This window comes from Methanomassiliicoccaceae archaeon DOK (assembly GCA_009911715.1).
Classification (GTDB): domain Archaea; phylum Thermoplasmatota; class Thermoplasmata; order Methanomassiliicoccales; family Methanomethylophilaceae; genus Methanoprimaticola.
The window spans coordinates 521,041-544,323 of sequence record CP047880.1 but is presented as its reverse complement, the minus strand read 5'-3'; the positions used below and the strand labels follow the sequence as shown (position 1 = coordinate 544,323).

The following is a 23,283-nucleotide window of genomic DNA, read 5'->3' as shown; positions in this document are numbered from 1 at the left end:
GTATCCGCTGATTGGTTTAAGCCAATTGCTTTAACGGCGGTTATCCGAATAAAATCTGCAGAACTGTGTCACGCGGCACCGCTCGCAGTGGGGATGGTTGGGCAGGCACGTGACCTGTCCGTGGCGGACGAAGTACCTGTTGATGTCGGACCACCTCTCGCGCGGGGTGATCTCCATCAGCGCGAACTCCGTCTCCTCGGGGGTCCTGGTGTCGACGAGACCCATCAGGTTGGAAATCCTGTGGACGTGCGTGTCCACGCACACGGACGGGATGCACATGGCGTAGGACCTGACGCAGGCCGCCGTCTTCCTGCCGACCATCGGCAGCTTGACAAGCTCCTCCGTCTCCTCCGGCACCTTCCCGCCGTAGACGTCCCTGAGCATCCTGCAGCAGTCCACGATCGCCTTGCCCTTCTGCTTCGGGAATCCGGCGGGACGCACGAGCTCGGCAATCTCCTCCGGGTCTGCGTCGGCGATCTCGTCGACGGAGTCGTACCTGTGGAACAGCGCATCGGACGCCTTCCTCGTGTTGTCGTCCCTGGTCCTCTGCGACAGGATGGTGGCTATGAGCACGTGGAACGGGTCGCACGGCCATTCCGGGTTGAGGCCCTCGGAGTTCCTCCCGGGGTACACGCCCTGGTCGTAGTCCTCCGACATTATGTTCAGGATCTCGCATATCTGCTCTGAAGCCATCTCAACGCATCCTCCGCTGTACGGAACGACCCGGTGACCAGCACGTTCATGTCGTCCCTCTCCTCGAGCGCCGCATCCAGTGCGTCGTCCACCGTGGGGAACACACCGTCGACCTCGTGGTAACCGGACATTATGTCCGCGACCCTTTCCGGGGACGCCGCCCTGGGCGACCTTGGGGCTGCGACGTAGACCTTCTCGGCGATCGGGGCCAGCTCCATCGAGACCCCCTCGATGTCCTTGTCGCTGAGCATGGCCAGGACCAGGACCACCTTGCCGTAGATCTCCGAGACGTCCGAATGGAGGCATCTGGCCCCGTTCATGGTGTGGGTCACGTCCAGTATGATCGGCTCCGCCAGGAGCTTCTGCATCCTGCACGGCCACGACACCGTCTCCAGACCCTCGGACAGATGCTCGGATATCCTGTCCTCGTACTCCGGCAGGGCCATGACCGCCTCTATGGCCAGGGAGGCGTTCCTCGCCTGGTGCCTTCCCGGCAGGGCCACGGTGTAGCTCTCGCCCTTGTACACCATGTCCACGCAGTCGGGCCAGCTCGCCATGACCTCGACGTCCTCCTGCATGACGCGCCTCAGAGGGCATCCGACCTCGGCGGCATGACCCTCCAGCGTGCGGTAAACCTCGTCGGGGTTCATCGTGACGCAGGGCACTCCGGGCTTCATGATCCCGGCCTTCTCCAGGGCGATCTTCTGTATGCTGTCGCCCAGGAACTCGGTGTGCTCCATGCCTATGTTGTTGATCACGGACACCTCGGGTACGATGACGTTGGTGCTGTCTAGCCTGCCGCCCATGCCGACCTCGACGACGACGATGTCCGCGGACACCAGAGAGAAGTACTTCAGGGCAAGGACGGTGAGGACCTCGAAGTTGGTGCACTCCCTGCCCTCCGCCGCCATGGCCTCCGCGTGGGGCCTGACCATCCCTATGAGCTGGTCCAGGTCCGCGTCGGGGATCTCCTCCCCGTCGATGCGGATGCACTCGTTCACCCTCATGATGAAGGGGGACGTGAATGCACCGACGCGGAAACCCGACGCCTTCAGCACCGACTCCACCATCGCGCAGACGGACCCCTTGCCGTCGGTCCCCGCCACATGGATGTACCTCATGCCCTCGCGGGGATCGCCGATGCGTCTCAGAAGCTCCTCAGTGTTGTCCAGGCCCGGCTTGACCCCCCTTCTGGTGAGTCCGTCGAACCATTCCATGTTCCCGTCTGGGTCCAAAATGATCTCCGTCCGGGCCCATATGCGACACTCTTTAAAATGTATCGGCGATTGGACAGGCATGAACGGCGTCTTCGTGTCCAACGCCTACCTCCGCGACCCAAAGTTCGCCGAGCCGGCGCAGATGCTCAGCGCGGCGGCGAAGGAGATGGGGATCGGCCTGAGGTGCATCACCAACGCGGACCTCCCGTGCGCCATCGGCGCCTCCTCGGAGTTCGAGGACATCCTGGGCGAGTACGGCGACTTCGTGATCTTCTGGGACAAGGACGTCCGCCTCGCCCGCAACCTGCAGGTCTGCGGCTACCAGGTGTTCAACGCCCCGCGCTGCATCGAGGTGTGCGACGACAAGGCGATGACGCACATAGTCCTCGCCGACCACATGATACCGTCGATCGAGACCCTGGTCTGTCCGATGTGTTTCGGGGAGTACCCCGACCTGGACTTCCTCGACGAGGCTGTGTACAGACTCGGTTTCCCGATGGTGGTGAAGGACTGCTATGGCTCGCTCGGCATGCAGGTCCGCCTGGTGAGGGACGTCGAATCCCTCAGGGACATCTTCAAGGGGCCGTACATCCCGAGGATTCTCCAGAGGTACATCGAATGCTCGTCCACCGACATCCGCCTGGAGGTCGTGGGCGGCGAGGTCGTGGCATCGGTCCTCAGACACGGACCTCCGGGTGACTTCAGGTCCAACTGCAGCATCGGCGGGAGGATGATCCCCTACAGGCCCACCAGACAGGAGAGCGACCTGGCGGTGGCCGCCGCGGACGCCGTCGGCGCGGACTTCTGCGGGGTCGACATCATACGCACCGGCGAGGGGCCCAAGGTGTGCGAGGTGAACTCCAACGCCCACATCAGGAACCTGTACGAGTGCACCGGCAGGGACGTCTCATACGACATCCTGGGCCACATAGAGAAGATGATCTGGTGATCCGTTGAGGTGCTGGATACTGTACGAGAGGGACGACCTGTCCAAGAACGGGTTCTTCGCCGGAAGGCTCCGCGCCTGCGGCGAGTCCCTCGGGATGGAGACGTCGGTTGTCACCACGGACGCCATGCCGGACATGACGCCCGACGTCGTGGTCTCCCGCCAGAGGGACTGGGGAGTCTCCCGTTCGCTGGAGTCGGAGGGGGCCCTCGTCTTCAACGGCTCCGAGGTGTGCAGGGTCTGCAACGACAAGCTTGAGACCTACAGGATGGCCGACTCGCTGGGAGTACCCCATCTGGAGTGCTCCCTCCCCGGCGAGGGCCTCCCGCCGGGACCCCCGTGGGTGGTGAAGTCCCGCTCGGGACACGGAGGGGGACAGGTCAGAATGGCCCACGATTCGGAGGAGCTCGCGACGGCCTGCGCAGGGATGGACGACGCCCTCGTCCAGGAGGTCGCCGGAGTGCTCGGGAGGGACATGCGCGCATACGTCCTCGACGGGAGGATACTGGCATGCGTGATGCGCTCGTCGGACACGGACTTCCGTGCGAACTTCAGCCTCGGAGGACGGGCGGAGCTGTGCGATCCCCCGGAGGAATGCGTCGGGATCATAGAGGAGGTTGTGGAAAGGCTCGCCCCGACGTTCGTCGGGGTGGATTTCACGTTCGGGGACGGTCGCGTCTACCTGAACGAGGTGGAGGACGTGGTGGGGACCAGGATGCTGTACTCGCTTACGGACCTGGACCCCGCCCGTCTCCTGATGGAGTGCGTTCACTCGAAGAGTTCCTTGTAAATCGAATCCACGAGCTCCGGGTAGGTCATGCCCTTGTCCTTGGCGACCTCCCTGACAAGGTCCATCGTCCCGGACCCGTACTGGGCCGCCTTCTTCCTCTTCTCAGCTATGAACGGGTACCCGAGGTTCCTGGCGACCTGCCTGAGGACCAGCTTCCTGGAGTCGGCGTCCATGGGCTTGAGGTCCTTGAGGTCCATGGCGTTTACCTGCATGGTCACGATGGGGTCCATGTAGGGGTACAGGATCTTCTTGCCGAAGTGGTCGGCGACGATGGTCTCGTGGGGGATCGTCTGGGATATGAGCTTGCCCAGGTCGGTCTTCCTCGTCCTGACGAGCTCGTCGTCGGGCAGGCCCACGTACTTGTTGTAGCCGTAGAACAGCTCGTCGGAGCCCTGCCCGCCCAGGATGTACTTCTCATGGACGGTCTTGCAGACGAAGAACAGCGGGAGCTCGAACGAGAGCGTGAGGGGACTGGACGTCCTGGTGATCGAGATCATCTCCCTGAGCCTCTGCTCGATGTTGTCCTTTGTGATCGGGATGTGTAGCCACGGGAGTCCGAGCCTCTCGGACATGTCCTGTGCCATGACGACGTCGTATGACTGGTCCTTTCCGGAGGTGTAGAGCGTGACTGACCTGGCGTAGTCCTTCGCGACAGCTGCGACGAGTCCGGAGTCGAGACCGCCGGAGAACGCCACGGCGACGTCCTGGTCCTCCACCCCGTTCCTGATAGCGGATACGATTGCGCGCTCGAGATTCTCGATATCGGCCGACATAGAGCCGGTATCGATGCTTGATTTTAAAATGTTAATCTGGCCAGACAGAGCGTCGCAGACGACATGGAACACATCGCATCCCGGTGTCGCCATTCAGGTCCGGACGCGTGCATCGATGCCGTCGTGCGCGCTCAACGCGCACGTCGCGTGTGTAAAGTGTTAATACCGCCTCGGAGGTTACATCGGCATGGACGGAGTGACACGCATAGGAGTATCCCTGGAACCGGAGCTCCTGAAGGCATTCGACGAATCGATTTCCAAGAAGGGCTATGTAAGCAGATCCGAGGCGATACGCGACCTCGTGCGCGACTCCCTGGCCGAGAACGAGTGGAAGAACGAGGACGAATGGATGGTCGGCACCGTGGTCATGGTCTACGACCACACCATGAGCTCCGTCGGGGACAAGCTTACGGACATGCAGCACGACCACCAGTCACTGGTCAACACGTCCGTCCACATCCATCTGGACCACGACAAATGCATGGAGATCCTGATCTGCGAGGGCAGACTCGGGGACCTCAAGAAGTTCGCCAACGAGATCACGTCCGTCAAGGGCGTCCTCAGGGGAAGGCTGACTATGGCCGCCCCCTCGTCAGGGAACCTCCACCACATCGGTCACAGGAACTGAACCGCATCAAGACCGTTCACACCGATCACCACGGAGGCCAGCCCCTCGCACTCGACGCCGAACATCCCATTCAGCATGCGGGCGGTGGTCAGCGACGGATAGAAGATCCTCGAGACCAGAGGCTCCGGGACATCGAAGCGGCTGGAGAGCATGACCATCCGGACGTCGTGTTCGCCCACACGCCTCGGATACAACACGAACCCGTCAGCCATCCAGATGATGTCGTCGCGAGCGGCGAAATCCTGCCTCATGCACGGCGGCACGTCATGACCGATCACGACGCCCCTATCGTCCACCATCTCCATCGTCACCTCGTCCGGCCTGGGGAACGATGCGTCGCAGAACATCACGAAGTTCCGTTCCATCCCGGCACAGTCCGTCATGCCCCTGTTCTCCAGCCTCATCCCCCCAGAGACCCGTGTGATGGACTCCTCTGCCTCGACCAGACGTCCCACGGTCCGCCGATCCAGCGGCTCCACGCGCAGGACGCCTTCCTTCTACAGAATATACTCCATGACATCGGACTCGTTCATAGGACATACGACATCATGACGCTCCGCGGCAAGCTCCATGCGGGCATGTATGTATTGGATGTATATTCCAATATCGTCTTAGACCCTAGGCGTCGCATAACACCGAGATTATGCCTGTTGCTAAAATCGAGAAGGATGGTTCCTGCTTTGAATATGGCAATATAGATTGCACTAACGCTATCGAATGTCGAAACGATTCTTTAAATACTTCCTCGACGTTCCAACATACATACCCGAACCGAGCCTGCTCCATACAGGCCCGGGGCCTTGCGGCCAGGGTTTGTCCGTCCATCACTGGACGGAGATCTCGATCTCAATCCCGAGGATTGTGACCGAGATCCGGACGTTAAACGTCCTCCGGAGGAAAGTAAGATTCATTTACTCTTCTCCTGCCGGTCGGGATCTCGTTGCCCGGCCGGCCATCCCACTTCTCCGCTATGCTTCTTAAAGGAGGCACCGTGCGGTCACGTTGATTCCCAGAATACCCAAGATAAACCATCCTGCCTCCGAAAATGTGGATGAAAGGTACCGATACACGAGATGATTGTAGGTCTGCTTTCCCATTCGGAAATTGAATCTGTATTATAGCTATTGATTGTCAAAACAATATTATAAATAAAACCTCGTCGATGTCATATACGCACCCGAACCGAACATGGGGAGACTTGAACAGGGGCGTTGTTGCCAGGGTACACCCACCCACAAGTGGACGAGACTCTCCGTTTCGAACGAAATCGAGATGCGGACGTTAAACGTCCTCTGGGAAAGTAACTGACATTTACTCTTCTCCTGCCGGTCGGTTTCTCGGTCCCGACCGGCGACCTCCGCCTCAAAACGACAAGGGGCGGACCGCTGTCCCCTATCAATTATAATTAAATAAGTCCGAGGACGTCCAGACGTTCGATGAGAAAGCTGATTATCACCGAGAAGGCCAACGCCGCTAGGAGGATCTCCACCATTCTGTCGGACGGAAAGTCCCATTCCTCCACATCAGGCGGTGTGACGGTGATATCATTCGAGTCCGGAGGTGACGACTACGACGTCGTGAGCCTCAGGGGACACATCATCGAACTGGACTACCCGAAGGAGTACAACGACTGGAGCAGCACATCCCCCGTGGATCTGGTGTACGCCCCCCAGGTCAAGACCGTGAGGGTGAAGTCCATCCTCAACATGATCAAGGACCTCGCGACGAAGGCTGACGAGATCATCATCGCCACCGACTACGACAGGGAGGGAGAGCTCATCGGAATGGAGACCGTCCGCGAGGCGGGCGCCGACATGGGCATCGTCCGCAGGGCCAAGTTCAGCGCCCTGACCAAGGGCGAGGTCGAGAACGCGTTCAGCAACCTGACCGACCCCGACAAGAAGCTTGCCGACGCCGCTGAGGCCAGGCAGATCATCGACCTCGCATGGGGCGCCGTCCTCACGAGGCTGATCTCGCTCTCCTCGGGTCAGGTCGGGAAGAACTTCATGTCCGTGGGGAGGGTCCAGAGCCCCACTCTCAAGCTGCTGGTGGACAGGCACGAGGAGATCGAGAGCTTCGTGCCCAAACCGTACTGGGAGCTTGTGGGGAAGTTCGGCATACTCGCATTCAAAGGGTCCCACGCCTCCAACCCGTTCTGGGACAAGGACGAGGCCGAGGCGATACTGGCGGTCGTGGCTGATTACAAGGAGGGCACCGTGAAATCCTTCGAGGTCACTCCCAAGGAGGAGTACAGGCCGGCACCCTTCGACACGACCCAGATGCAGGTGGAGGCCAACAAGATCGGCATCCCGCCGACCACCGCCATGAAGCTGGCGGAGGACCTGTACACAGGAGGTTACATCTCATATCCGCGTACCGAGAACACCGAGTACCCCAAGACGCTCAACCTCAGGTCGGTGCTCGAGAAGCTCAAGGACGGAGAATTCAAGTCCGAGGCGGAGGAGATCCTGGCACAGGAGAAGATCATCCCCTCCAAGGGCAAGAGGAGGACCACGGACCACCCTCCGATCTACCCCACTGCCGGCGCCTCGGCGGACAAGATGAAGGGGGACAAGTGGAAGCTCTACGAGCTCATAGTCAGGAGGTTCTTGGCGACCGTCGCCCCCAACGCCGAATCCGAGGTCACCCACTGCGTCATCGATGTCGGAGGGGAGGACTTCAACGCCGAGGGCTACGTCCTGAAGAAGAAGGGCTGGAAGAAGTACTACGGCAAGTACATCAAGTCCAACGACAGCAAACTACCCGCACTGAAGGTCGGCGACACCGTCGACATAAGGTCCATGGGCATCGTCGAGTCCGAGACCAAGCCCCCCTACAGGTATAACCAGGGTTCGCTCATCCAGGAGATGGACAGGCTGCAGCTGGGGACCAAGTCCACCAGGCACGACATCATCGGCAAGCTGTACTCCAGGAACTACGTCCAGGGCAACTACATGATCCCCACTCCCAGCGGCATAGCGCTGACGAAGGCTCTGGAGAACCACGGAGGGGGCATCACCGAGCCCGACATGACGGCGAAGCTCGAATCCGACATGCTGAAGATAATGGACGGCGAGCGCACGCTGGACTCGGTCGTAACCGAGTCCCAGGACATGCTCCACGACGTCGCCCAGAAGATCTCTGACGATTCCGAGGAGATAGGGTCGGAGATCAAGGCCGCCCTCCGTTCACAGCAGCACATAGGCATATGCCCGTCCTGCGGGAACAACATGACCATCAAGAGGTCCAAGAACGGCAACTTCATCGGATGCGACGGGTACCCGGACTGCAAGCGCGCGTACCCAGTGCCCAGAGGGGCGCTCATACAGACGGTGGAGACCACTTGCCCCGTGTGCGGCCTCCCGCAGCTAAGGATCATCAGGAAGGGGAACCCTCCGTCCCTGCAGTGCATCGACCCCAAGTGTCCCAGCAACACCGAGAAGAACGACCTCGGCCCCTGCCCCACCTGCGAGAAGGGCAGGCTCAGGATAATGTACTCCAAGGCCGGGAAGAGGTTCGCAGGATGCTCCGAATGGCCCGCATGCACGCAGACGTACCCGCTCAGACCCAGAGGGAGCATATCGTACGCCGGAAGGCAGTGCACCATCTGCAAGGCGCCTATGATCAACCTCGGGAACACCGAGGAGTGCATCAACCCGGACTGCCCCGGAAGGAAGAAGTCCTCGAGATCCAAGAAGACCGAGAAGACCGATGCCGAGAAGGCGGCGGCACCTTCCGAATGAGCCAGACACGGCGGTCTTTAAAACTGGTTTTTATGGTAACACGAAAAATTGATTCGTGTTACCCTTTAACTTTCTTAGAACAGATATAAAAGAGAGTGAATCAGAGGAGCTCGCAGTCGGCTTCCTCGATTCCGTTGAAGTGATCGTTCAGGGCGTCGATCTCGCGCGATATCCTTGCGTTTCTGCAAGACATGCACTCGAGTTCCTTCCCCAGGCTGAGCCTGAGCTTCATCTCGGCACGGTCCAGGATGACGATGCGTCCGCACTCACAGTAGACACTCATGGCCGCGTTACCGCAGATTCTGTCCAGCGTACGCAGATTCTTGTTGCTTGATGCGTAGCTACCGCTGTAGCAATCGTATTCCTCGATCAATTCTCTCCCCCGAGATCACACGTCTTTCCGAAGTCTCCAATCCCATCCATAGACTCCGTAGAGGTGCACTAAGCCCTATGCCCCATTCCCAATATAAGCCTTGTCACCGAGGTCCGGAAGGGGGAAAAAATAACCATGCCTAACAGCGTTGAATTCCAGATTCCAAGGATTTTCCGATACGTTAACTTTAAATAATATTATTTTCGAGTGTTCACAGGGATTGAAAGTCGGAAAAACATGAGATTCTGCACGAAACCGTGGAAAATTAAGGAAATGGGCCCGAAGGCCCGTTAATTGGAATCAGAGCCTGAACTTGGACACGCCAGGGAATCTCGCCTTGGAACCGAGGTCCTCTTCGATCCTCAGCAGGCGGTTGTACTTGGCCGTCCTCTCGCCGCGTGCGGGGGCCCCGGTCTTGATCTCCCCGGATCCCCAGCCGACGGACAGGTCTGCGATGGTCGTGTCCTCGGACTCCCCGGACCTGTGGGACACCACAACGTTGTAGCCGTTGTCGAAGCTCATCTGCGCGGCCTCTCCAGCCTCGGTGATGGTTCCGATCTGGTTGACCTTCAGGAGCAGGGCGTTCGCGGCACCCTCGTCGATTCCGCGCCTGAGACGCTTGCTGTTGGTGACGAAGAGGTCGTCTCCGACGATCTGCACGTGACCGCCGACCTTCTTGGTCAGTTCGGCGGTTGCCGCGAAGTCGTCCTCGAAGAACGGGTCCTCGATGCTGATGAGGGGGTGCGCCTTCGTGAGCTCGACATAGTGGTCGGCGAGCTCGCCGGCGGTCAGCTTCATGTCGTCGACGTCGTAGACGCCGTCGCTGTAGAACTCGGACGATGCGGCGTCGATCGCGAGGTACACATCCTTGCCGGGGACGTACCCGGCATCGGAGATGGCGGACACGATGGTGGAGAGCGCCTCGTCCACGGTGTCCAGCGGAGGTGCGAATCCGCCCTCGTCACCGATGTTGATGGCGCCGACACCGTACTTGGACTTCAGGATGGACTTGAGGTGCATATAGACCTCGGAGGACATCCTGAGGCAGTCTGAGAACGTCTTGGCTCCGGCGGGGATGATCATGCACTCCTGTATCCTCAGGTTCCCTCCCGCGTGCTTTCCGCCGTTGATGATGTTCAGCATGGGCACGGGCAGCGTGACGTGGTCGTTTCCTATGTGCTCGTAGACGGGGACACCCTCTGCGAGGGCTCCGGCCCTTGCCACGGCCAGGGAGACGGCCACAGTGGCGTTACCGCCGAGCCTGGTCTTGTTGTCGGTTCCGTCGAGCTCGATCATGGCGTAGTCGATCCCCTTCTGGTCCGTGGGGTCCATACCGGTGATCTTCTTGGCGATCTCCGTGCGGACGTTCTCCACGGCTTTGAGGACGCCCTTCCCGCCGTACCTGTCCCCGCCGTCCCTCAGCTCGTGGGCCTCCCATGTGCCGGTGGACGCTCCGGACGGCGCGATGGCCGTAATCCTGTGACCTTTGACCGTGATCTCGGCCTCGACGGTGGGGTTCCCCCTGGAGTCGAGCACCTCCCTTGCCCAAACCTTCTCGATCTGCATCAGATACTCTCCTTGTCGTAGATTTGCATGTTGTGCAGCAGAATGCCGCGGTCCTTGTCGGTGAGCGGCGTCCCGTCGACCGAGACCGCGAACGTGCAGGTCTTGGTCATCCCCGCCATGAGCTGCTGAAGCATGAGCAGGGACGGGTTCATCCCGTTGGCCTCTATGATGTCCCCGAACGTGTCGAAGACCACCACCGGCCTCTCCTTTTCCTCGATGAACTGTGAGATGCGAACCATCATGGACCCGAGCGCCTGGATCTCCATGGTCCCCGCCCTTCCGCTGGAGGTCAGGGGCAGGACGTCCATGTCCTCGTAGCTGAACCTCTCCTTGATGGCCTTCGCCCTGTCCGAGGTGATGACCATCATGCTGTACTTTGAGGGATCGAACAGAGACACGAACTCGTACACCAGTTCGGGCTCGGGCTCGAACATCACGTAGGAGAGTCCGAACACCACGCCGCTCTCCGACAGGTCCTGGACCGGCTCCGGAGCGGCCTTCTTCTTCCTGGAGAAGAAGCCTCCGGACTCCTTCTGCCTGGTCTTGCGCTTGGACTTCTTCTTCTCCTCGGCCTGCACGGCCTCGGCCTCGGCGAGCTTCAGGTCCTCGATCGCGTCGATGATGTCGGAGGACTTGAACGGCTTGTCCACCCAGCCCTTGATGTTCGGGTTGTCCGTGGGAGCGAGCTCTCCGGACGATTTTATGAGGATGACCTTCAGGTCGAAGTTCGGCATCTCCTCCTTCGTGCGGGATATGACGTGCATCCCGTCCTCGTCCCCGACCCATGAGTCGAGCATGACGACGTCCGGCTCGAAGGTCTTTATCTTCTCGACGGCCTCGTCCACTGTGCTCGCCAGACGCACGTTGTGGCTCCTCTCTGCTAGGATGTCCCTGATGATCTCCTGGACTGCCACGTTGTCGTCGACGATCAGAATCTTCATCCGCTCAGCTCCGCTGGGTCATCATTCTGGAACGTTATAACCTATCGGTCACGGGATTGCTGACAATGGACCGGTGCTCCGGCCATAGCCGGAGCTGGTCCGAATGAGAACCGGCCGATGGCCGGCCGTAAAAATCAATGTGGAGCAGTGGGAATCACTGCTTCCTGCTCTCTTTGGCCTTGGGCCTAAGGTCGCGGGACCCGCACTTCCTGCACTTGTCAGCCTTCTTGGGGTTGGTGGCGTAGCAGGTCATGCAAACGGTCTTGTCAAGGAGCCTTGCCTCGGCCTCTTTGAAGCGTGCCATTTTTATTCCTCTGGGAACAGCGAATAAAGAGGTAATATAAAAGCATTCATCCCCTCTGATTTTAAATAGAGAAAGAAGAGGACGGTCCGTCCGATACCTGTCACCACATGGACCCGAACAGCCTTGACAGGGCCTCCCTGTCGCAGTCGAGGCTGTAGTCCACGAAGCCCTTCAGGTCTTCCGGATTGCTTATGAGTGCCTCGTACTCGTCCCTTGTGCGGAGGAACTCCGCCTCCGGGGAGATGTACTGGAACGTCTTGAACGACCTGCCCAGGAGCTCCGAGTACCACATCCTGGCCAGGATCCCGTTTCCCTCGTCGAAGGGACGGATGCGCAGAATCCCGTTGTGGGAGATCGCTGCCAGCATGGACATCGGGAGGTTCGACATGAAGCATCTGTCGAAGAGGCTCTTCAGCTCGTCGGCGGCGCCCTCCCGCATCCCGGGTCCTTCGGGATACATGACGCCGTGGACCTGCTCGAGGGACTCCGGGGACCACAGGTCCACCTCGTCCGCCATTGCGTAGGCCGCTCTGACCAGGTTCCTGTCGAAGGGGTCCATCGCCGTGGTGGCATCCACGCTCTGATTCCTGACGTCCTCGCGTATCGTGATTGAGCAGAGACCCTCCAACGCGCCCGTGCAGAGATGCAGCATCCTGTATCCCTCGTCGTACTTCGCCTGGGTTCCCTCGTCGGGTTGGAAAAACTCATCCGACTGGTTCACGATGTCGGAATCGCCCTGTTCGTATATACGGATGAAGATGGACGGGACATCCAACGTCACGGGAAGAGCGAGCGCTGGGTGCGGAAGTCCTCGAGCATGCCTGCCTTCGACCCGGGCATCTCGTGGGTCACGAACTCCGGCTTCAGGATGTCCGTGAGCCTCAGACAGCGGGGATCGTCGAACGGCATGTGCTGGTCTATGCTGGAGATGTGGCCGTACGCCTGCGTGATGAACGCCATGATGTCGTCACCCGGCCTCCTCTCCTCGAAGGAGCTGCGGTACGGATACGAGGCGCTCCAGTGGAGATGGACGGTGACCACCCTGTCGATCAGGTCATCCGGGTAACGGGAGAAGATCCCCTCCAGGGCGTCGATCCCGTCCTGCTCCGTGACGATGCCCGGCAGGCAGTTCATCATGTGACCCGTGTCCAGGCAGATGCCCCAGTTCCCGAACTCGATCCTCGACTCCAGGCGCCTGAAGTCGCGTCCGTCGGTCAGCTTCAGGCCGGGCCACCAGAGGTTCTCGAACAGGATCCGGAACGGGGGCTCACCGCCGGGGAACCCGGCGACGACGCTGTTGACCATCTCGGCGTATGCGTCGATGACCCTCCCGTCGTCCAGCGACGACCCCCTGCTGATCAGCTCGCGGATGTCCCCGTTGCCGGCATGGAAGACTCCGTACGCCGGCTCCAGGACGGCAGCGCAGCGTATCGCCTCGGAGACGGAGCCTATGACCTCGTCGCGGTCCCTCCCGAACATGTAGAAGCGCGAGGAGTCCCCGTCCATGTCGTACGGCCTGCCCTCCCACGCGGCGAGCCAGTCCGTGGCGTACGGGAGGTGGACGGCACGGGCGATGCCCCTGTACCACGGGTCAGGAACGGAATATGATGTGAGGAGCTCCACCCCGTCTGCCCCGATGGAGCCGAGCGTCGCGCCGGGATCGGGGCCCAGCATCGACCTGTCGTCGTAGACGGTGAAGCTCAGGAGATGCTGCATCGGCTCAGAACATGTTGAGGGCCGCGGACACTGCGGCGTCCACCGCGGACGTCTTCGTGTCGCCCCCGCCGATGATTAGCGCGTCGGACTTGGTTATTCCCGTCTCCTTGCGGATGTTGTACGCCAGCTCCGGATCCTTCTCGTCGAGGTTCCAGTCCGGCGGAATGAGCAGGTTGCCGTCGCGGATCACGATCGTCGTGCATCCCTCGCCGCCTACCTTTATGCCGATGTCCCTCTGCTCCATGCCGTTGACGACCTTGTCGGCGCAGCCGAGCACGAGGACGGCCTGCTGGTACTTGCCCACCACGGAGCCCTCGATGTAGACGTCGACAGGCCTGATGGGCAGCTGGGAGAGGAACGCCTGACCGGCCTTGGTGATGGTTATGCCGGTCTGCTTGATGAGAATGAAGTCCCACTCCTTCAGGGTGTCTATGATCCTGCGCATGCTCCCCTCTCCGACGCCGACCTCCTCGGCCAGCCTCTTGCGTCCCATGCGCCTGCCGTCGGACAGGATGTACAGCGACCAGTAGACGTTCGCGTCATTGAAGCGGAACATCGGCCCGAACTGCGGCTCGTCGATAATCTTCATAGTTTCACCCGGTTGGATGATAATGCGATTCATCATGCTTAAAGATGTACCTTGGAAAATGACAAGCAAGGTGGTTCCCCCAGCACGCTGGCTGGGGTAAATGGTTTTTAAACGAGCTTCAGAAAGTGCGGACCTTGCCCTCGATGATCATGTCGGAAACCTTGTCCACGTTGTCCAGCCAGTCGGCGGCGATGGCCTCGGCCTCGGACTTCCACTTGGGCAGGTTGGGGTTGGTCTCGGCGTCGGGCAGGACGATCTGCACGGACGCGTTGAGGGGCTCGGAGACGGGCTTTCCGATCTGGGACAGAAGCCTGACCCTGATCTCGGCCTCGTTGGTGACCTTGGCGGCGACGTCGTCGGCGATGAGCTTGGACATCACGTTGTAGATCTTTCCGATGTGGGTGATGGGGTTCTTTCCGGAGGTGGCCTCCATGGACATGGGCCTGTAGGGGGTAATCAGACCGTTGCACCTGTTGCCCCTTCCGACGGATCCGTCGTCTCCCATCTCCTGGGACATTCCGGTGCATGTGAGGTAGTACACTCCGCGGTCGTAGTCGTCTCCGGTGTTGATGTCGAGCTTGAAGTTGACCTTCTCGCTGCCGATGATCTTGAGGGCGTTGTCGTAGACCTTGTTGTACAGCTGCTCGATGGAGGACTTGTAGTGGTCTGCGTCGTCGATGCGCTTGTCGATCATGGCGCAGGCGACGGTCATGGTGATGTCGTCTCCGACCCTGGAGGCCATGACCTTGACGTCCTGTCCGGTCTCGGGCAGGTCCTTCTTCATGACGCCGTTGATGTACTCCTCGGTCTGGAGGACGAGCCTGTCTGTGATGGAGAAGGGGGCGTATCCGACTCCGAAGGAAGTGTCGTTGGCGAGGTGCCCGGATGCCTTGTAGACACCGGTCAGGTCGTCGGATCCCATTCCGAGCTTGGCGTCGAGGATGATCTCGGAGTCGACGTCCAGGTTGGGGAAGGTCTTCCTCAGGTACTCCCTGGCGGCCTTCAGCGCGACGGGCTTGCAGGGGAGGGACTTGAGGTCCTTGCCCTCTCCGACGTGTGTGGTGGCGCGTCCGACGAGCAGGATGTAGGAGGGGTCGATGATGTGTCCGCCTCCGAAGGCAGGGGCCGCCTGACCGGCTGCGATCTGCGTCTCGTCGGTGTTGTGGTGGAGGACGTGGCCGAACTCCTTCTTGTACATCTTGCAGAGGGCCTTGCTGACCTCCTCCGCGAGGGCATCGGCGACACTGTCGGGGTGTCCGATTCCTTTCCTCTCGACGATCTCTACCTTTTTCATGGGGACGGGGATCTCGTTGAGACCCTCTACGTAGATGTTCTTACTCATCTGGCTTACACCTCTTTAGGGCCTCATTATTTCGTTATTAATAAACAACGCTGTCGATATTATTCGTAAAAGAATATTAATGTACGAATATCCCGTATCCTCCGATATGAACGGATCGTTCCCGCCGGTGTCGGACATAAAGCGCATACGCAAGTCCCTGGACGTCACCCAGACCGAGCTCGCCGCCGCCTCCGGTGTCAGCCAGAGCACCATCGCGAAGATAGAGCGCGGGAGGATGTCCGCCAGCTACGAGACCGTCGTGAAGCTCTTCGAGACCCTCGAGGGCATGAGGAAGAGCGAGAAGAGGGACCTGACCGCCGCGGACGTGGCATCCGACAAGGTCGTCACCGTCCAGAGCACCGACAAGGTGCACCAGGCCTCCGACCTCATGAGGGCAACCGGGTACTCCCAGCTCCCGGTACTGAAGGGCGACATCCCGGTCGGGAGCATCTCGGAGAGGGGGATCTTCGAGCTCCTGAGGCAGGGGTCCACCATGGATCAGCTCGCACAGACGGTGATCGCGAAGGTCATGGACGAGTCGTACCCAGTCGTGGCGGACAGCACGCCGATGTCCTCCGTCACGTCGCTCATGAGCAGCAGCGGCGCGGTCCTGGTCTCGAAGAAGGGGAAGATCGTCGGCATGATAACCAGCGCCGACATCCTGAAGCTTATCTGAGGGAAGGGGGACTCAGGCGCTCCTGTCGAAGACCCCGTCGAAGCGGAGGCCCGATGACGACAGGGTGTACATGGCCATGTCCTCCGCCACGTATGATTCCGGGAACACGGACCTGGCCTCGGCCTCCACGGCGGAACGGTCGTCGTAACGGTTGCTTATGTGCGTCAGTATGAGATATCTGGCGCCGGCGTCCCTGGCCACCTCCCCGGCCTGGAGAGCCGTGGTGTGGAAGTGGTCCGCGGCCTGCGACGCCTCCGAGTCCATGTAGGTCGCCTCGTGGACGATGACGTCAGCACCAGCGACCGCATCGGATTCGGACCCGCAGGGACGGGTGTCCCCGCTGTACGCGACCCTGTACCCCGGGATCACGGGGCCGATGACGTCCTCCGGACGGACCCCGTTCACCGTCTCGCCGTTCTTGAGACGAGCCATGTCGCGCCCCGAGGTCACGCCCATCGAGCGCGCCTTGTCGGCATCCAGCTTCCCCGGCCTCTCGCGGTCCTGGACAACGTATCCCACCGACGCTATGCCGTGGTCGGTGGCGTACGGCCTCACGGCCATCCCCTTCACATCCAGGACCTCCCCGCCGGACACCTCGACGACCTCGACATCGTAAGTCGCCTCCCCCTCCGTCACCGACATCATCGCGTCGAGCGCATGGGAGGTGCCGGGAGGCCCGCACACCAGCAGAGGCTCGGTGCGGTTGGAGAGGCTCATCGTCTGGATCAGACCCGGCAGACCGAAAACGTGGTCGCCGTGCAGATGTGTGATGAGGACTGCCCTGATCTTCATGAAAGAGAAGGGCGAGAGCATCAGCTGACGCTGCGATCCCTCCCCGCAGTCGAGGAGGAGGATGTCAGATCCGCTCCTCACGGCTATGCATGAGGTGGAGTGCTCCTTGGACGGCACCGCGGCGCTCGTCCCCAGAAACAGGATCTCCATCAGTAGTAGGAGTCGAGCTCCCTGTCGGTCTTGGTCTGCTTCTTGAACTCCTTGTAGTGGTCCTTGCACAGGTGGACCTGGCGGAGGTCGTTGGACTTCAGGGACAGGGATGTCTTGGCGACCTGTTTGATGTTGAAGGACCTCTCCGCGGGCTTGTCGCAGCCCGCGACGTCGCATGTCTCCTCGGCAGAACCGTGCTTTGCCAATGCCATGAGTGGGATAACCAGTTGTCTCGTAAATATATCTGGCTACTGGATGCTCCTGGACCCCGCGCTCCCTGGCGTCCATCATGATTATCTACCCAGCACATCAATGCGGGCGCCGATGACCAAGGTATCGCCGTCCATGCTCTCCGCAGACTTCTCCAGGCTCGGGGAGGAGCTCGTCCGTGTTGAGAAAGCCGGGGCCGACTGGGCCCACCTCGACGTGATGGACGGGATGTTCGTCCCGAACATAACCTTCGGCGCACCTGTGATAAAGGCCATCAGGAAATGCTCGGACATCCCGTTCGACGCCCACCTCATGATCCAGGACCCCGTCCGCTACATAGACGACTTCGCCGCGGCGGGATGCGACAGCATCACCGTGCACTGCGAGGCCACGGGGGACGTCCACGCCGCCATGCGGAAGATTGACAGGAAGGGCCTCAGGGTCGGCATCTCGCTCAACCCGGAGACGCCTGTGGAGGACGTCCTCCCGTTCCTGGAGGATGCGGACATCGCGCTGGTCATGACCGTCCACCCGGGGTTCGGAGGGCAGTCCTTCATAGAGGACTGTGTCCCCAAGATCGCATCGATAAGGGAGTGGGCGAACCGCAACAACCCGTCCCTCGAGATCTCCGTCGACGGCGGCATAAACACGGTCACCGGCAGGACATGCGTTTCAGCCGGCGCTTCCGTCCTCGTGGCCGGTTCGTCGCTGTTCAGGCTCGACGACATGGGGCCCACCGTGACCGAGTGGAAGGGGTTCGGGCCCAACCGCGGGTGATGCGCCATGGGAGTAAACCTTTCACCCATCACCGAGGCCACGGAGATCGACCTGGAGTACCTCCGCGGCAAGAGCGTCGCCATTGACGCGTACAACACGATTTTCCAGTTCCTTTCAATCATTAGGCAACCGGACGGGAAGCCCCTCCAGGACTCCCAGGGCCGCGTCACGTCCCATCTCTCGGGGATACTGTACCGCACCGCCAACCTCATAGAGGCGGGCATCGAGCCGTCGTTCGTCTTCGACGGGAAGCCCAACGAGATGAAGGCGGGCACGATCGAGGAGCGCATAGCCCGCAGGGAGAAGGCCATGGTGGAGTACCAGCAGGCGCTGGAGGAAGGGGACCTCAAGAAGGCGTTCTCCAAGGCCCAGCAGACGTCCCGCATGACCCCGGACATCCTGGAGACCTCTAAGGAGCTGCTCACGCTCCTCGGCATCCCCGTGGTCCAGGCGCCGAGCGACGGCGAGGCCCAGGGCGCGTACATGTGCCTGAAGGGCGACGTCTACGCGTCCGCGTCCCAGGACTACGACTCGCTCCTGTTCGGCGCACCGCTCCTGGTCAGGAACCTCACCATCTCCGGGAGGAGGAAGGTCCCCGGCAAGAGCGTCTACAAGGACGTCAAGACGGAGATAGTGGACTCCAAGCGCATGCTCGAGGACCTGGGGATCACCAGGGAGCAGCTGGTGGACGTCTGCATAATGATAGGGACCGACTTCAACGCGGGCGTCCCCGGGATCGGACCGAAGAAGGGGCTGAAGCTCATCCAGAAACACGGCGACCTCGAGACGGTAATGGCCAAGACGGACATAGACATCCCCGAGTACGAGGACGTGAGGGCGATCTTCCTCAACGGCCCGAGATCCGACGACTACTCGGTGAAGCCCGGCAAGGCGGACCCCGAGGGAGTTCTGGAGCTCATGACCGACCACGGGTTCTCCTATGACAGGGTCAACACGGTCCTCAACAAGATCGAGGCGGCCCGCAAGGCCGAGTCCAACAGAAGGAAGCAGAGATCCCTGGACCAGTGGTTCTGAGCCGGACCGGATCAGCACTTCACGGTGAGCCTGACGAGGCTGCACCCCTCGGCGAGCCTCTTCGAGAAGACGTCACGGCATCTCTTGTAACAGTTGAACCTCTTCTCGGCGGCCTCCACGTCCCCGTAGACCTTCCAGCATCCGATGCACCTGCTGCACCTGCCCTCGTTCTCGATGTATCCCCTGACATCCTCCATGGGGTAGTCGAGGAAGACCCCGACCTCGGGAGGGACGGTCGGGCAGTGCGCGAACCTGTCGAACAGCTCGGCGAGCGTCGAGCTGCAGCTCCTGGCGGCGTACCCGTAGCACGAAAGGAAGTCCCTGACCTCCGGATCGGCCAGACGGGCCTCCAGGAGCTTCGGGCGGTAGACGTAGAGCAGGCAGCCCTCCTCGTCGACCACCAGCGCGTCGAGCCTGAGCCCCCTGTGGGACAGCTCGTACTCCAGCTCCGACACCTGGGACAGAATACCATGAGGGTCGGAGTTGACCCTGAACATGCTCCCGCACTTCAGACCCGCAAGGGTCGGAGCGCAGTGCCGAACGATGCGTTCGTGCAGGTCGGGAACGGAGGTTTGGGCGCCCTCGGGGCATGTCTCATTTTCGAGGGTACCTGGCTCATGGAATACTATGTCGTCGGAAAGTCCCCTCTCCCCGCATTCATGGTTCTCCGGCCTCATGGTGTTTAGGACATCCTAAAATGAGTATATAATGATTTAGGTTCTTCTAAAAAATTGTAATTCAACCTAAATCAATATGCTCAAACCCTGCGAGTCGGCAGCGATAAACGTTCAGAAAGGATACACGGAAGCATGGTCCTGGAAACACACGGGTTCGCCGATGCTCACGCGCACGTGTCCGAAAAAGGATTCAGCGACCGCTACCCCGACTTCGACCGCGCCGTGATCGTGTTCGGCTGCACCGCCAGACCGTCCGAGTGGGATTCGATGGCGGGGTGTGCCGTCCCGGGCACCGTGAGGTTCTACGGCGTCCACCCCTGGTACATGGACGAGTGGGACGAGGCCTCCGCTGGAAGGCTGGAATCCATCCTGGAGGAGGACCCTCGCGCGAACGTCGGGGAGATCGGACTGGACGGCAAACGTGGGGACCCGTCCCTGCAGAGACCGGCATTCGAATCCCAGCTGGACATCGCCTCCGGGTTCGGGAGGATTGCCAACGTCCACATGGTCGGATGCGAGCGGGACGTCCTCGAGTCCATCAGGAGGCACGCAGGAGGATGCAGGGCGGTCGTACTGCACTCGTTCTCATCGGAGAGCTACGTGAAACCTTTCGCCGAGGCCGGATGCATGTTCTCCGTCAACCCGCGGATCCTTGCAAGGTCGGAGTCCCGCATCGCCAGGCTGCTCCGTTCCGTTCCAGAGGACAGGCTGCTGCTGGAGACCGACGCCCCCTACCTCGCACGGGAGTTCTCCGGGATGACGGGGTTCGCCGACAGGCTCGCCGGGATCCTGGGGACCACCGGCGAAGAGTTGATGAGACTGACCCTGGATAACGCGAGGAGGATCGCAGATGTCTGAGATGAGCGAGAGGACCGGGCTGCTTGTGGGCGAGGATGGCATCAGGAGGCTCGCGGAGGCCTCCGTCGTGCTGACGGGCGCCGGAGCGGTGGGCGGGTACGCCCTGGAGGGACTGGTCCGGGCCGGCATCGGAAGGATCAGGGTGGTGGACGCGGACGTATTCAGCCCCAGCAACCTCAACCGCCAGGTCCTCGCCACTGTGGACACGGTCGGAAGGCCGAAGGCGGAGGTCGCCTGCGAGAGGGCCAGGTCCATCAACCCCGGCATCGACATAGAGCCCATGTCCGTCCTCGTGGACGACTCCACCGTCGAGGAGATCCTCTCGGGCGATTTCGACGTGCTGGTCGACGCCATCGACACCGTCAGATGCAAGATCTCCCTCCTGAGGAGGGCCTCGGAGACCGGGATCGAGACGTTCTCATCCATGGGGGCGGCCCTCCATCTGGACACCCAGAAGGTGCGCGTGGCACCCCTCAGGAATACGTCGGTTTGCCCCCTGGCGGCCGCCGTCCGCAAGGGGCTCCGCGACTGCGACACGTCCAGCATCACGTGCGTCTACTCGGAAGAGCCGCCGATATCCGTGCCCACAGACAGGGACGAGCACGGGAAGAGCGTCCTGGGATCGCTGCCGACGGTCCCCGCCGTCTTCGGCATGACGCTCGCGAACCTGACGATAATGCACGTCCTCGGCGTGGATGCTGGCCGTGGAGGAACGAAACCACTTTAAGTCGCTCGGCATTCTCCCGACCATGGGAAAGAACAACGTCAAGATGATGGGTGTCGCAGCCGTCGTCATCATCGTCTGTCTCCTGGTCTCCTGGACCTACATGTGATTCCGGCGACCGAGGCCCGCAACCGCGGGCGTCAACCCATGCCTTCTGGGGCATGTCTCATTCTATCGGAGCCGTCAGGCTCCTTTATCCAGAGTGTCCTGTCCGTGCGATGCCGCGGGTCGACCCCGTCTCATGGTTCACCCACGACCCCGTTCATGGACTCGATCTGCCTGCGGATGAACCTCAGGGCGATGACCCCTGCCACGGCGACGACGGTCGTCCCGATGACCTCCCCCAGGGTCACGCCCCACCAGACAAGGGTCAGGGAACCTGCCGCAGCCAGGGCGTAGCACAGCGGGACGCGCAGGAAGTTGCGGAGACTGGTGGCGCACATCGACCACAGGCCCTTGCCCACCGACTGGAAGACGCTGGATGTCAGTATCCCCACCATGGAGAACGGCAGGAACAGGCAGCCTATCCTCACGAACCTCGTCATCTCCTCGGACAGCTCCGCGGTCGACCCCGTGTACGTGAACATGTAGACCAGCACGGGGGCGGCGACCATGGCAACAGCCGCGATGACGACCATCAGGGCCACGCCGTACTTCAGGGCGTAGACGTAGACGGCCTTGATGCGCTCGAAGCTCCTCTGGCCGTATGCGGCTGCGCTGATCGGCACCAGCGCCGACCCGAACGACACCGCGAGGACCATCAGCAGGTCCAGGATCCTCCACCCCGTGGTGTATATCGCCACGCCGTTGACAGGGTCTACCATCTCGATTATGATGTTCATGAACAGCGTGGAGATGGAGAGCAGGATCATCTCCAGGGACGCCGGGAAACCCACCCTGAGGATGTCGGCGTCGAGAGCACGGTCGAACCTGAACCCCTTGAAGCTAAGGTCGACGTACATCTCCCCGCGCCTGTAGTAACGGACCGCCATCCCCGCGGCCATGAGCGCGGATAGGGCGCTGGCTATTGCGGCACCCCCGACCCCCAGGCCAAGGCCGATGATGAGGATGGGGTCCATGACCATGTGCACCGCGACCCCTGCGACCTGGATGACCATCGACTTCCTGGCGTCGCCCTCGGACCTCAGAAGCGCGCTGAATATGAAGCTCAGCATGTAGATGGGGGCGCACACCATGATCGGCACGCCGTATGCCATGACCTCCTCGAGGTACGCGCCTGCGCCCGCGGCACGGAATATCGGCTCCGGGAACAGCGCGAACACCGCAGTTATGGCGAATCCCACCAGGACGCCGATGACCAGCACCTGCGCCGCCACCCTGCTGGCGCCCTCGCGGTCCCCCAGACCGATGCGTCTGGCTATGGCCTGCGAGGCCCCCACCCCGAGTCCGTTTCCGATGCCGATGAGGATGAAGAAGAACGGGAACACCACGCCCGTCGCGGCCAGTGCGGCGGTGCCTATCCCCGAGACCCAGATGGCGTCGACGAAGTTGTTCAGCGACTGCACGATCATGCCGATGGCGATCGGCACCACCATCGCGATTAGAGACTTCCTCGGGTCTCCGAGGATGTTCCCCGTTCTGTTCTCGGACTCGGTCATCGTCATCCCGCCTGTCGGGAGACTTGATAAGCTTGACGGATGGATGGATGCACGTCGGCCCCGGCGACTGCCCCACCTCGACACTTTTTTAACATATGCCAGGATAGCCGACTGACTCACCGGGGAAAGAGAACCCCCGGAAAA

Annotated in this window: 25 protein-coding genes; 9 read left to right on the top strand and 16 right to left on the bottom strand. The window is 61.1% G+C overall.

The window, feature by feature from the left end; all coding sequences use genetic code 11:
- Positions 1–30: 30 nt before the first annotated feature.
- Positions 31–657, bottom strand: coding sequence for an endonuclease III (locus JS82_02895; protein QHK18374.1), 627 nt, complete (start codon positions 655–657; stop codon positions 31–33).
- 5 nt (positions 658–662) lie between these two features.
- The gene (locus JS82_02890; GenBank protein ID QHK17123.1) at positions 663–1,910 is read right to left on the bottom strand and encodes a bifunctional folylpolyglutamate synthase/dihydrofolate synthase; all 1,248 of its coding nucleotides are present in this window, start codon (positions 1,908–1,910) and stop codon (positions 663–665) included.
- A gap of 79 nt (positions 1,911–1,989) precedes the next feature.
- Here JS82_02890 and JS82_02885 point away from each other — a divergent pair, with 79 nt between their 5' ends.
- Complete coding sequence (locus JS82_02885; GenBank protein ID QHK17122.1) at positions 1,990–2,859, top strand: RimK family alpha-L-glutamate ligase; 870 nt, start codon at positions 1,990–1,992, stop codon at positions 2,857–2,859.
- A 4-nt stretch (positions 2,860–2,863) separates the two neighbouring features.
- The gene (locus JS82_02880) at positions 2,864–3,646 is read left to right on the top strand and encodes an ATP-grasp domain-containing protein (GenBank protein ID QHK17121.1); all 783 of its coding nucleotides are present in this window, start codon (positions 2,864–2,866) and stop codon (positions 3,644–3,646) included.
- Here the strand turns inward: JS82_02880 and JS82_02875 are convergent.
- Positions 3,625–4,419 (bottom strand): asparagine synthase, encoded by a 795-nt coding sequence (locus JS82_02875; GenBank protein QHK17120.1) that lies wholly within the window; start codon positions 4,417–4,419, stop codon positions 3,625–3,627. The genes JS82_02880 and JS82_02875 overlap by 22 nt on opposite strands.
- 187 nt (positions 4,420–4,606) lie before the next feature.
- Between JS82_02875 and nikR the strand changes: the two genes are divergently transcribed.
- Positions 4,607–5,047, top strand: a complete 441-nt coding sequence (gene nikR / locus JS82_02870; GenBank protein ID QHK17119.1) for a nickel-responsive transcriptional regulator NikR — start codon at positions 4,607–4,609, stop codon at positions 5,045–5,047.
- Here the strand turns inward: nikR and JS82_02865 are convergent.
- The gene (locus JS82_02865; GenBank protein ID QHK17118.1) at positions 5,035–5,451 is read right to left on the bottom strand and encodes a hypothetical protein; all 417 of its coding nucleotides are present in this window, start codon (positions 5,449–5,451) and stop codon (positions 5,035–5,037) included. The genes nikR and JS82_02865 overlap by 13 nt on opposite strands.
- Before the next feature lie 1,032 nt (positions 5,452–6,483).
- Between JS82_02865 and JS82_02860 the strand changes: the two genes are divergently transcribed.
- Positions 6,484–8,790 (top strand): DNA topoisomerase I, encoded by a 2,307-nt coding sequence (locus JS82_02860; protein ID QHK17117.1) that lies wholly within the window; start codon positions 6,484–6,486, stop codon positions 8,788–8,790.
- A gap of 100 nt (positions 8,791–8,890) precedes the next feature.
- Here JS82_02860 and JS82_02855 read toward each other — a convergent pair whose 3' ends face one another.
- From JS82_02855 to JS82_02820, 8 genes are all read right to left on the bottom strand, one after another.
- Positions 8,891–9,163: a hypothetical protein gene (locus JS82_02855; GenBank protein QHK17116.1), complete on the bottom strand. Its 273-nt coding sequence runs from the start codon at positions 9,161–9,163 to the stop codon at positions 8,891–8,893.
- A 300-nt stretch (positions 9,164–9,463) separates the two neighbouring features.
- Positions 9,464–10,729: a phosphopyruvate hydratase gene (locus tag JS82_02850; protein ID QHK17115.1), complete on the bottom strand. Its 1,266-nt coding sequence runs from the start codon at positions 10,727–10,729 to the stop codon at positions 9,464–9,466.
- Positions 10,729–11,670 (bottom strand): response regulator, encoded by a 942-nt coding sequence (locus JS82_02845; GenBank protein ID QHK17114.1) that lies wholly within the window; start codon positions 11,668–11,670, stop codon positions 10,729–10,731. The genes JS82_02850 and JS82_02845 overlap by 1 nt, the downstream gene beginning before the upstream one ends.
- Before the next feature lie 154 nt (positions 11,671–11,824).
- A complete protein-coding gene (locus tag JS82_02840) occupies positions 11,825–11,974 on the bottom strand; it encodes a 50S ribosomal protein L40e (GenBank protein ID QHK17113.1) in 150 nt (49 codons plus the stop codon).
- A 100-nt stretch (positions 11,975–12,074) separates the two neighbouring features.
- Positions 12,075–12,695 (bottom strand): hypothetical protein, encoded by a 621-nt coding sequence (locus tag JS82_02835; GenBank protein QHK17112.1) that lies wholly within the window; start codon positions 12,693–12,695, stop codon positions 12,075–12,077.
- Positions 12,696–12,751: 56 nt separating this feature from the next.
- On the bottom strand, positions 12,752–13,690 hold the full coding sequence (locus JS82_02830; protein ID QHK17111.1) for a TIM barrel protein: 939 nt from the start codon (positions 13,688–13,690) through the stop codon (positions 12,752–12,754).
- Positions 13,691–13,694: 4 nt separating this feature from the next.
- The gene (locus JS82_02825) at positions 13,695–14,246 is read right to left on the bottom strand and encodes a hypothetical protein (GenBank protein ID QHK18373.1); all 552 of its coding nucleotides are present in this window, start codon (positions 14,244–14,246) and stop codon (positions 13,695–13,697) included.
- Between the two features lie 151 nt (positions 14,247–14,397).
- Complete coding sequence (locus JS82_02820; GenBank protein QHK17110.1) at positions 14,398–15,621, bottom strand: methionine adenosyltransferase; 1,224 nt, start codon at positions 15,619–15,621, stop codon at positions 14,398–14,400.
- Between the two features lie 145 nt (positions 15,622–15,766).
- On the opposite strand from JS82_02820, the gene JS82_02815 reads away from it, so the two are divergent.
- Entirely contained in the window at positions 15,767–16,297 is a 531-nt protein-coding gene (locus JS82_02815) for a CBS domain-containing protein (protein QHK18372.1), read from the top strand.
- 12 nt (positions 16,298–16,309) lie between these two features.
- Here JS82_02815 and rnz read toward each other — a convergent pair whose 3' ends face one another.
- Both rnz and JS82_02805 read right to left on the bottom strand, forming a co-directional pair.
- Positions 16,310–17,242: a ribonuclease Z gene (rnz, locus tag JS82_02810; protein ID QHK18371.1), complete on the bottom strand. Its 933-nt coding sequence runs from the start codon at positions 17,240–17,242 to the stop codon at positions 16,310–16,312.
- Entirely contained in the window at positions 17,239–17,451 is a 213-nt protein-coding gene (locus tag JS82_02805; protein QHK17109.1) for a hypothetical protein, read from the bottom strand. The genes rnz and JS82_02805 overlap by 4 nt, the downstream gene beginning before the upstream one ends.
- 112 nt (positions 17,452–17,563) lie before the next feature.
- On the opposite strand from JS82_02805, the gene rpe reads away from it, so the two are divergent.
- Together rpe and JS82_02795 are read left to right on the top strand one after the other, a co-directional pair.
- A complete protein-coding gene (gene rpe, locus JS82_02800; protein ID QHK17108.1) occupies positions 17,564–18,226 on the top strand; it encodes a ribulose-phosphate 3-epimerase in 663 nt (220 codons plus the stop codon).
- Positions 18,227–18,232: 6 nt separating this feature from the next.
- Positions 18,233–19,261: a flap endonuclease-1 gene (locus JS82_02795; protein QHK17107.1), complete on the top strand. Its 1,029-nt coding sequence runs from the start codon at positions 18,233–18,235 to the stop codon at positions 19,259–19,261.
- 11 nt (positions 19,262–19,272) lie between these two features.
- Here JS82_02795 and JS82_02790 read toward each other — a convergent pair whose 3' ends face one another.
- On the bottom strand, positions 19,273–19,938 hold the full coding sequence (locus JS82_02790; GenBank protein QHK17106.1) for a DUF3793 family protein: 666 nt from the start codon (positions 19,936–19,938) through the stop codon (positions 19,273–19,275).
- Between the two features lie 132 nt (positions 19,939–20,070).
- Here JS82_02790 and JS82_02785 point away from each other — a divergent pair, with 132 nt between their 5' ends.
- A complete protein-coding gene (locus tag JS82_02785; protein ID QHK17105.1) occupies positions 20,071–20,796 on the top strand; it encodes a deoxyribonuclease in 726 nt (241 codons plus the stop codon).
- On the top strand, positions 20,789–21,523 hold the full coding sequence (locus JS82_02780; GenBank protein QHK17104.1) for a tRNA threonylcarbamoyladenosine dehydratase: 735 nt from the start codon (positions 20,789–20,791) through the stop codon (positions 21,521–21,523). The genes JS82_02785 and JS82_02780 overlap by 8 nt, the downstream gene beginning before the upstream one ends.
- A 236-nt stretch (positions 21,524–21,759) precedes the next feature.
- Here JS82_02780 and JS82_02775 read toward each other — a convergent pair whose 3' ends face one another.
- Complete coding sequence (locus JS82_02775; GenBank protein QHK17103.1) at positions 21,760–23,139, bottom strand: MATE family efflux transporter; 1,380 nt, start codon at positions 23,137–23,139, stop codon at positions 21,760–21,762.
- Positions 23,140–23,283 lie beyond the last annotated feature (144 nt).

Excerpts from the sequence above, each read along its gene's own strand:
- JS82_02895 (QHK18374.1), bottom strand. The coding sequence starts at position 657 with ATGTCGGAGGACTACGACCAGGGCGTGTACCCCGGGAGGAACTCCGAG.
- JS82_02890 (QHK17123.1), bottom strand. The coding sequence starts at position 1,910 with ATGGAATGGTTCGACGGACTCACCAGAAGGGGGGTCAAGCCGGGCCTG.
- JS82_02885 (QHK17122.1), top strand. The coding sequence starts at position 1,990 with ATGAACGGCGTCTTCGTGTCCAACGCCTACCTCCGCGACCCAAAGTTC.
- JS82_02875 (QHK17120.1), bottom strand. The coding sequence starts at position 4,419 with ATGTCGGCCGATATCGAGAATCTCGAGCGCGCAATCGTATCCGCTATC.
- nikR (QHK17119.1), top strand. The coding sequence starts at position 4,607 with ATGGACGGAGTGACACGCATAGGAGTATCCCTGGAACCGGAGCTCCTG.
- JS82_02865 (QHK17118.1), bottom strand. The coding sequence starts at position 5,451 with ATGAGGCTGGAGAACAGGGGCATGACGGACTGTGCCGGGATGGAACGG.
- JS82_02860 (QHK17117.1), top strand. The coding sequence starts at position 6,484 with ATGAGAAAGCTGATTATCACCGAGAAGGCCAACGCCGCTAGGAGGATC.
- JS82_02850 (QHK17115.1), bottom strand. The coding sequence starts at position 10,729 with ATGCAGATCGAGAAGGTTTGGGCAAGGGAGGTGCTCGACTCCAGGGGG.
- JS82_02845 (QHK17114.1), bottom strand. The coding sequence starts at position 11,670 with ATGAAGATTCTGATCGTCGACGACAACGTGGCAGTCCAGGAGATCATC.
- JS82_02840 (QHK17113.1), bottom strand. The coding sequence starts at position 11,974 with ATGGCACGCTTCAAAGAGGCCGAGGCAAGGCTCCTTGACAAGACCGTT.
- JS82_02830 (QHK17111.1), bottom strand. The coding sequence starts at position 13,690 with ATGCAGCATCTCCTGAGCTTCACCGTCTACGACGACAGGTCGATGCTG.
- JS82_02825 (QHK18373.1), bottom strand. The coding sequence starts at position 14,246 with ATGTTCCGCTTCAATGACGCGAACGTCTACTGGTCGCTGTACATCCTG.
- JS82_02820 (QHK17110.1), bottom strand. The coding sequence starts at position 15,621 with ATGAGTAAGAACATCTACGTAGAGGGTCTCAACGAGATCCCCGTCCCC.
- JS82_02805 (QHK17109.1), bottom strand. The coding sequence starts at position 17,451 with ATGGCATTGGCAAAGCACGGTTCTGCCGAGGAGACATGCGACGTCGCG.
- rpe (QHK17108.1), top strand. The coding sequence starts at position 17,564 with ATGACCAAGGTATCGCCGTCCATGCTCTCCGCAGACTTCTCCAGGCTC.
- JS82_02795 (QHK17107.1), top strand. The coding sequence starts at position 18,233 with ATGGGAGTAAACCTTTCACCCATCACCGAGGCCACGGAGATCGACCTG.
- JS82_02790 (QHK17106.1), bottom strand. The coding sequence starts at position 19,938 with ATGAGGCCGGAGAACCATGAATGCGGGGAGAGGGGACTTTCCGACGAC.
- JS82_02785 (QHK17105.1), top strand. The coding sequence starts at position 20,071 with ATGGTCCTGGAAACACACGGGTTCGCCGATGCTCACGCGCACGTGTCC.
- JS82_02780 (QHK17104.1), top strand. The coding sequence starts at position 20,789 with ATGTCTGAGATGAGCGAGAGGACCGGGCTGCTTGTGGGCGAGGATGGC.
- JS82_02775 (QHK17103.1), bottom strand. The coding sequence starts at position 23,139 with ATGACCGAGTCCGAGAACAGAACGGGGAACATCCTCGGAGACCCGAGG.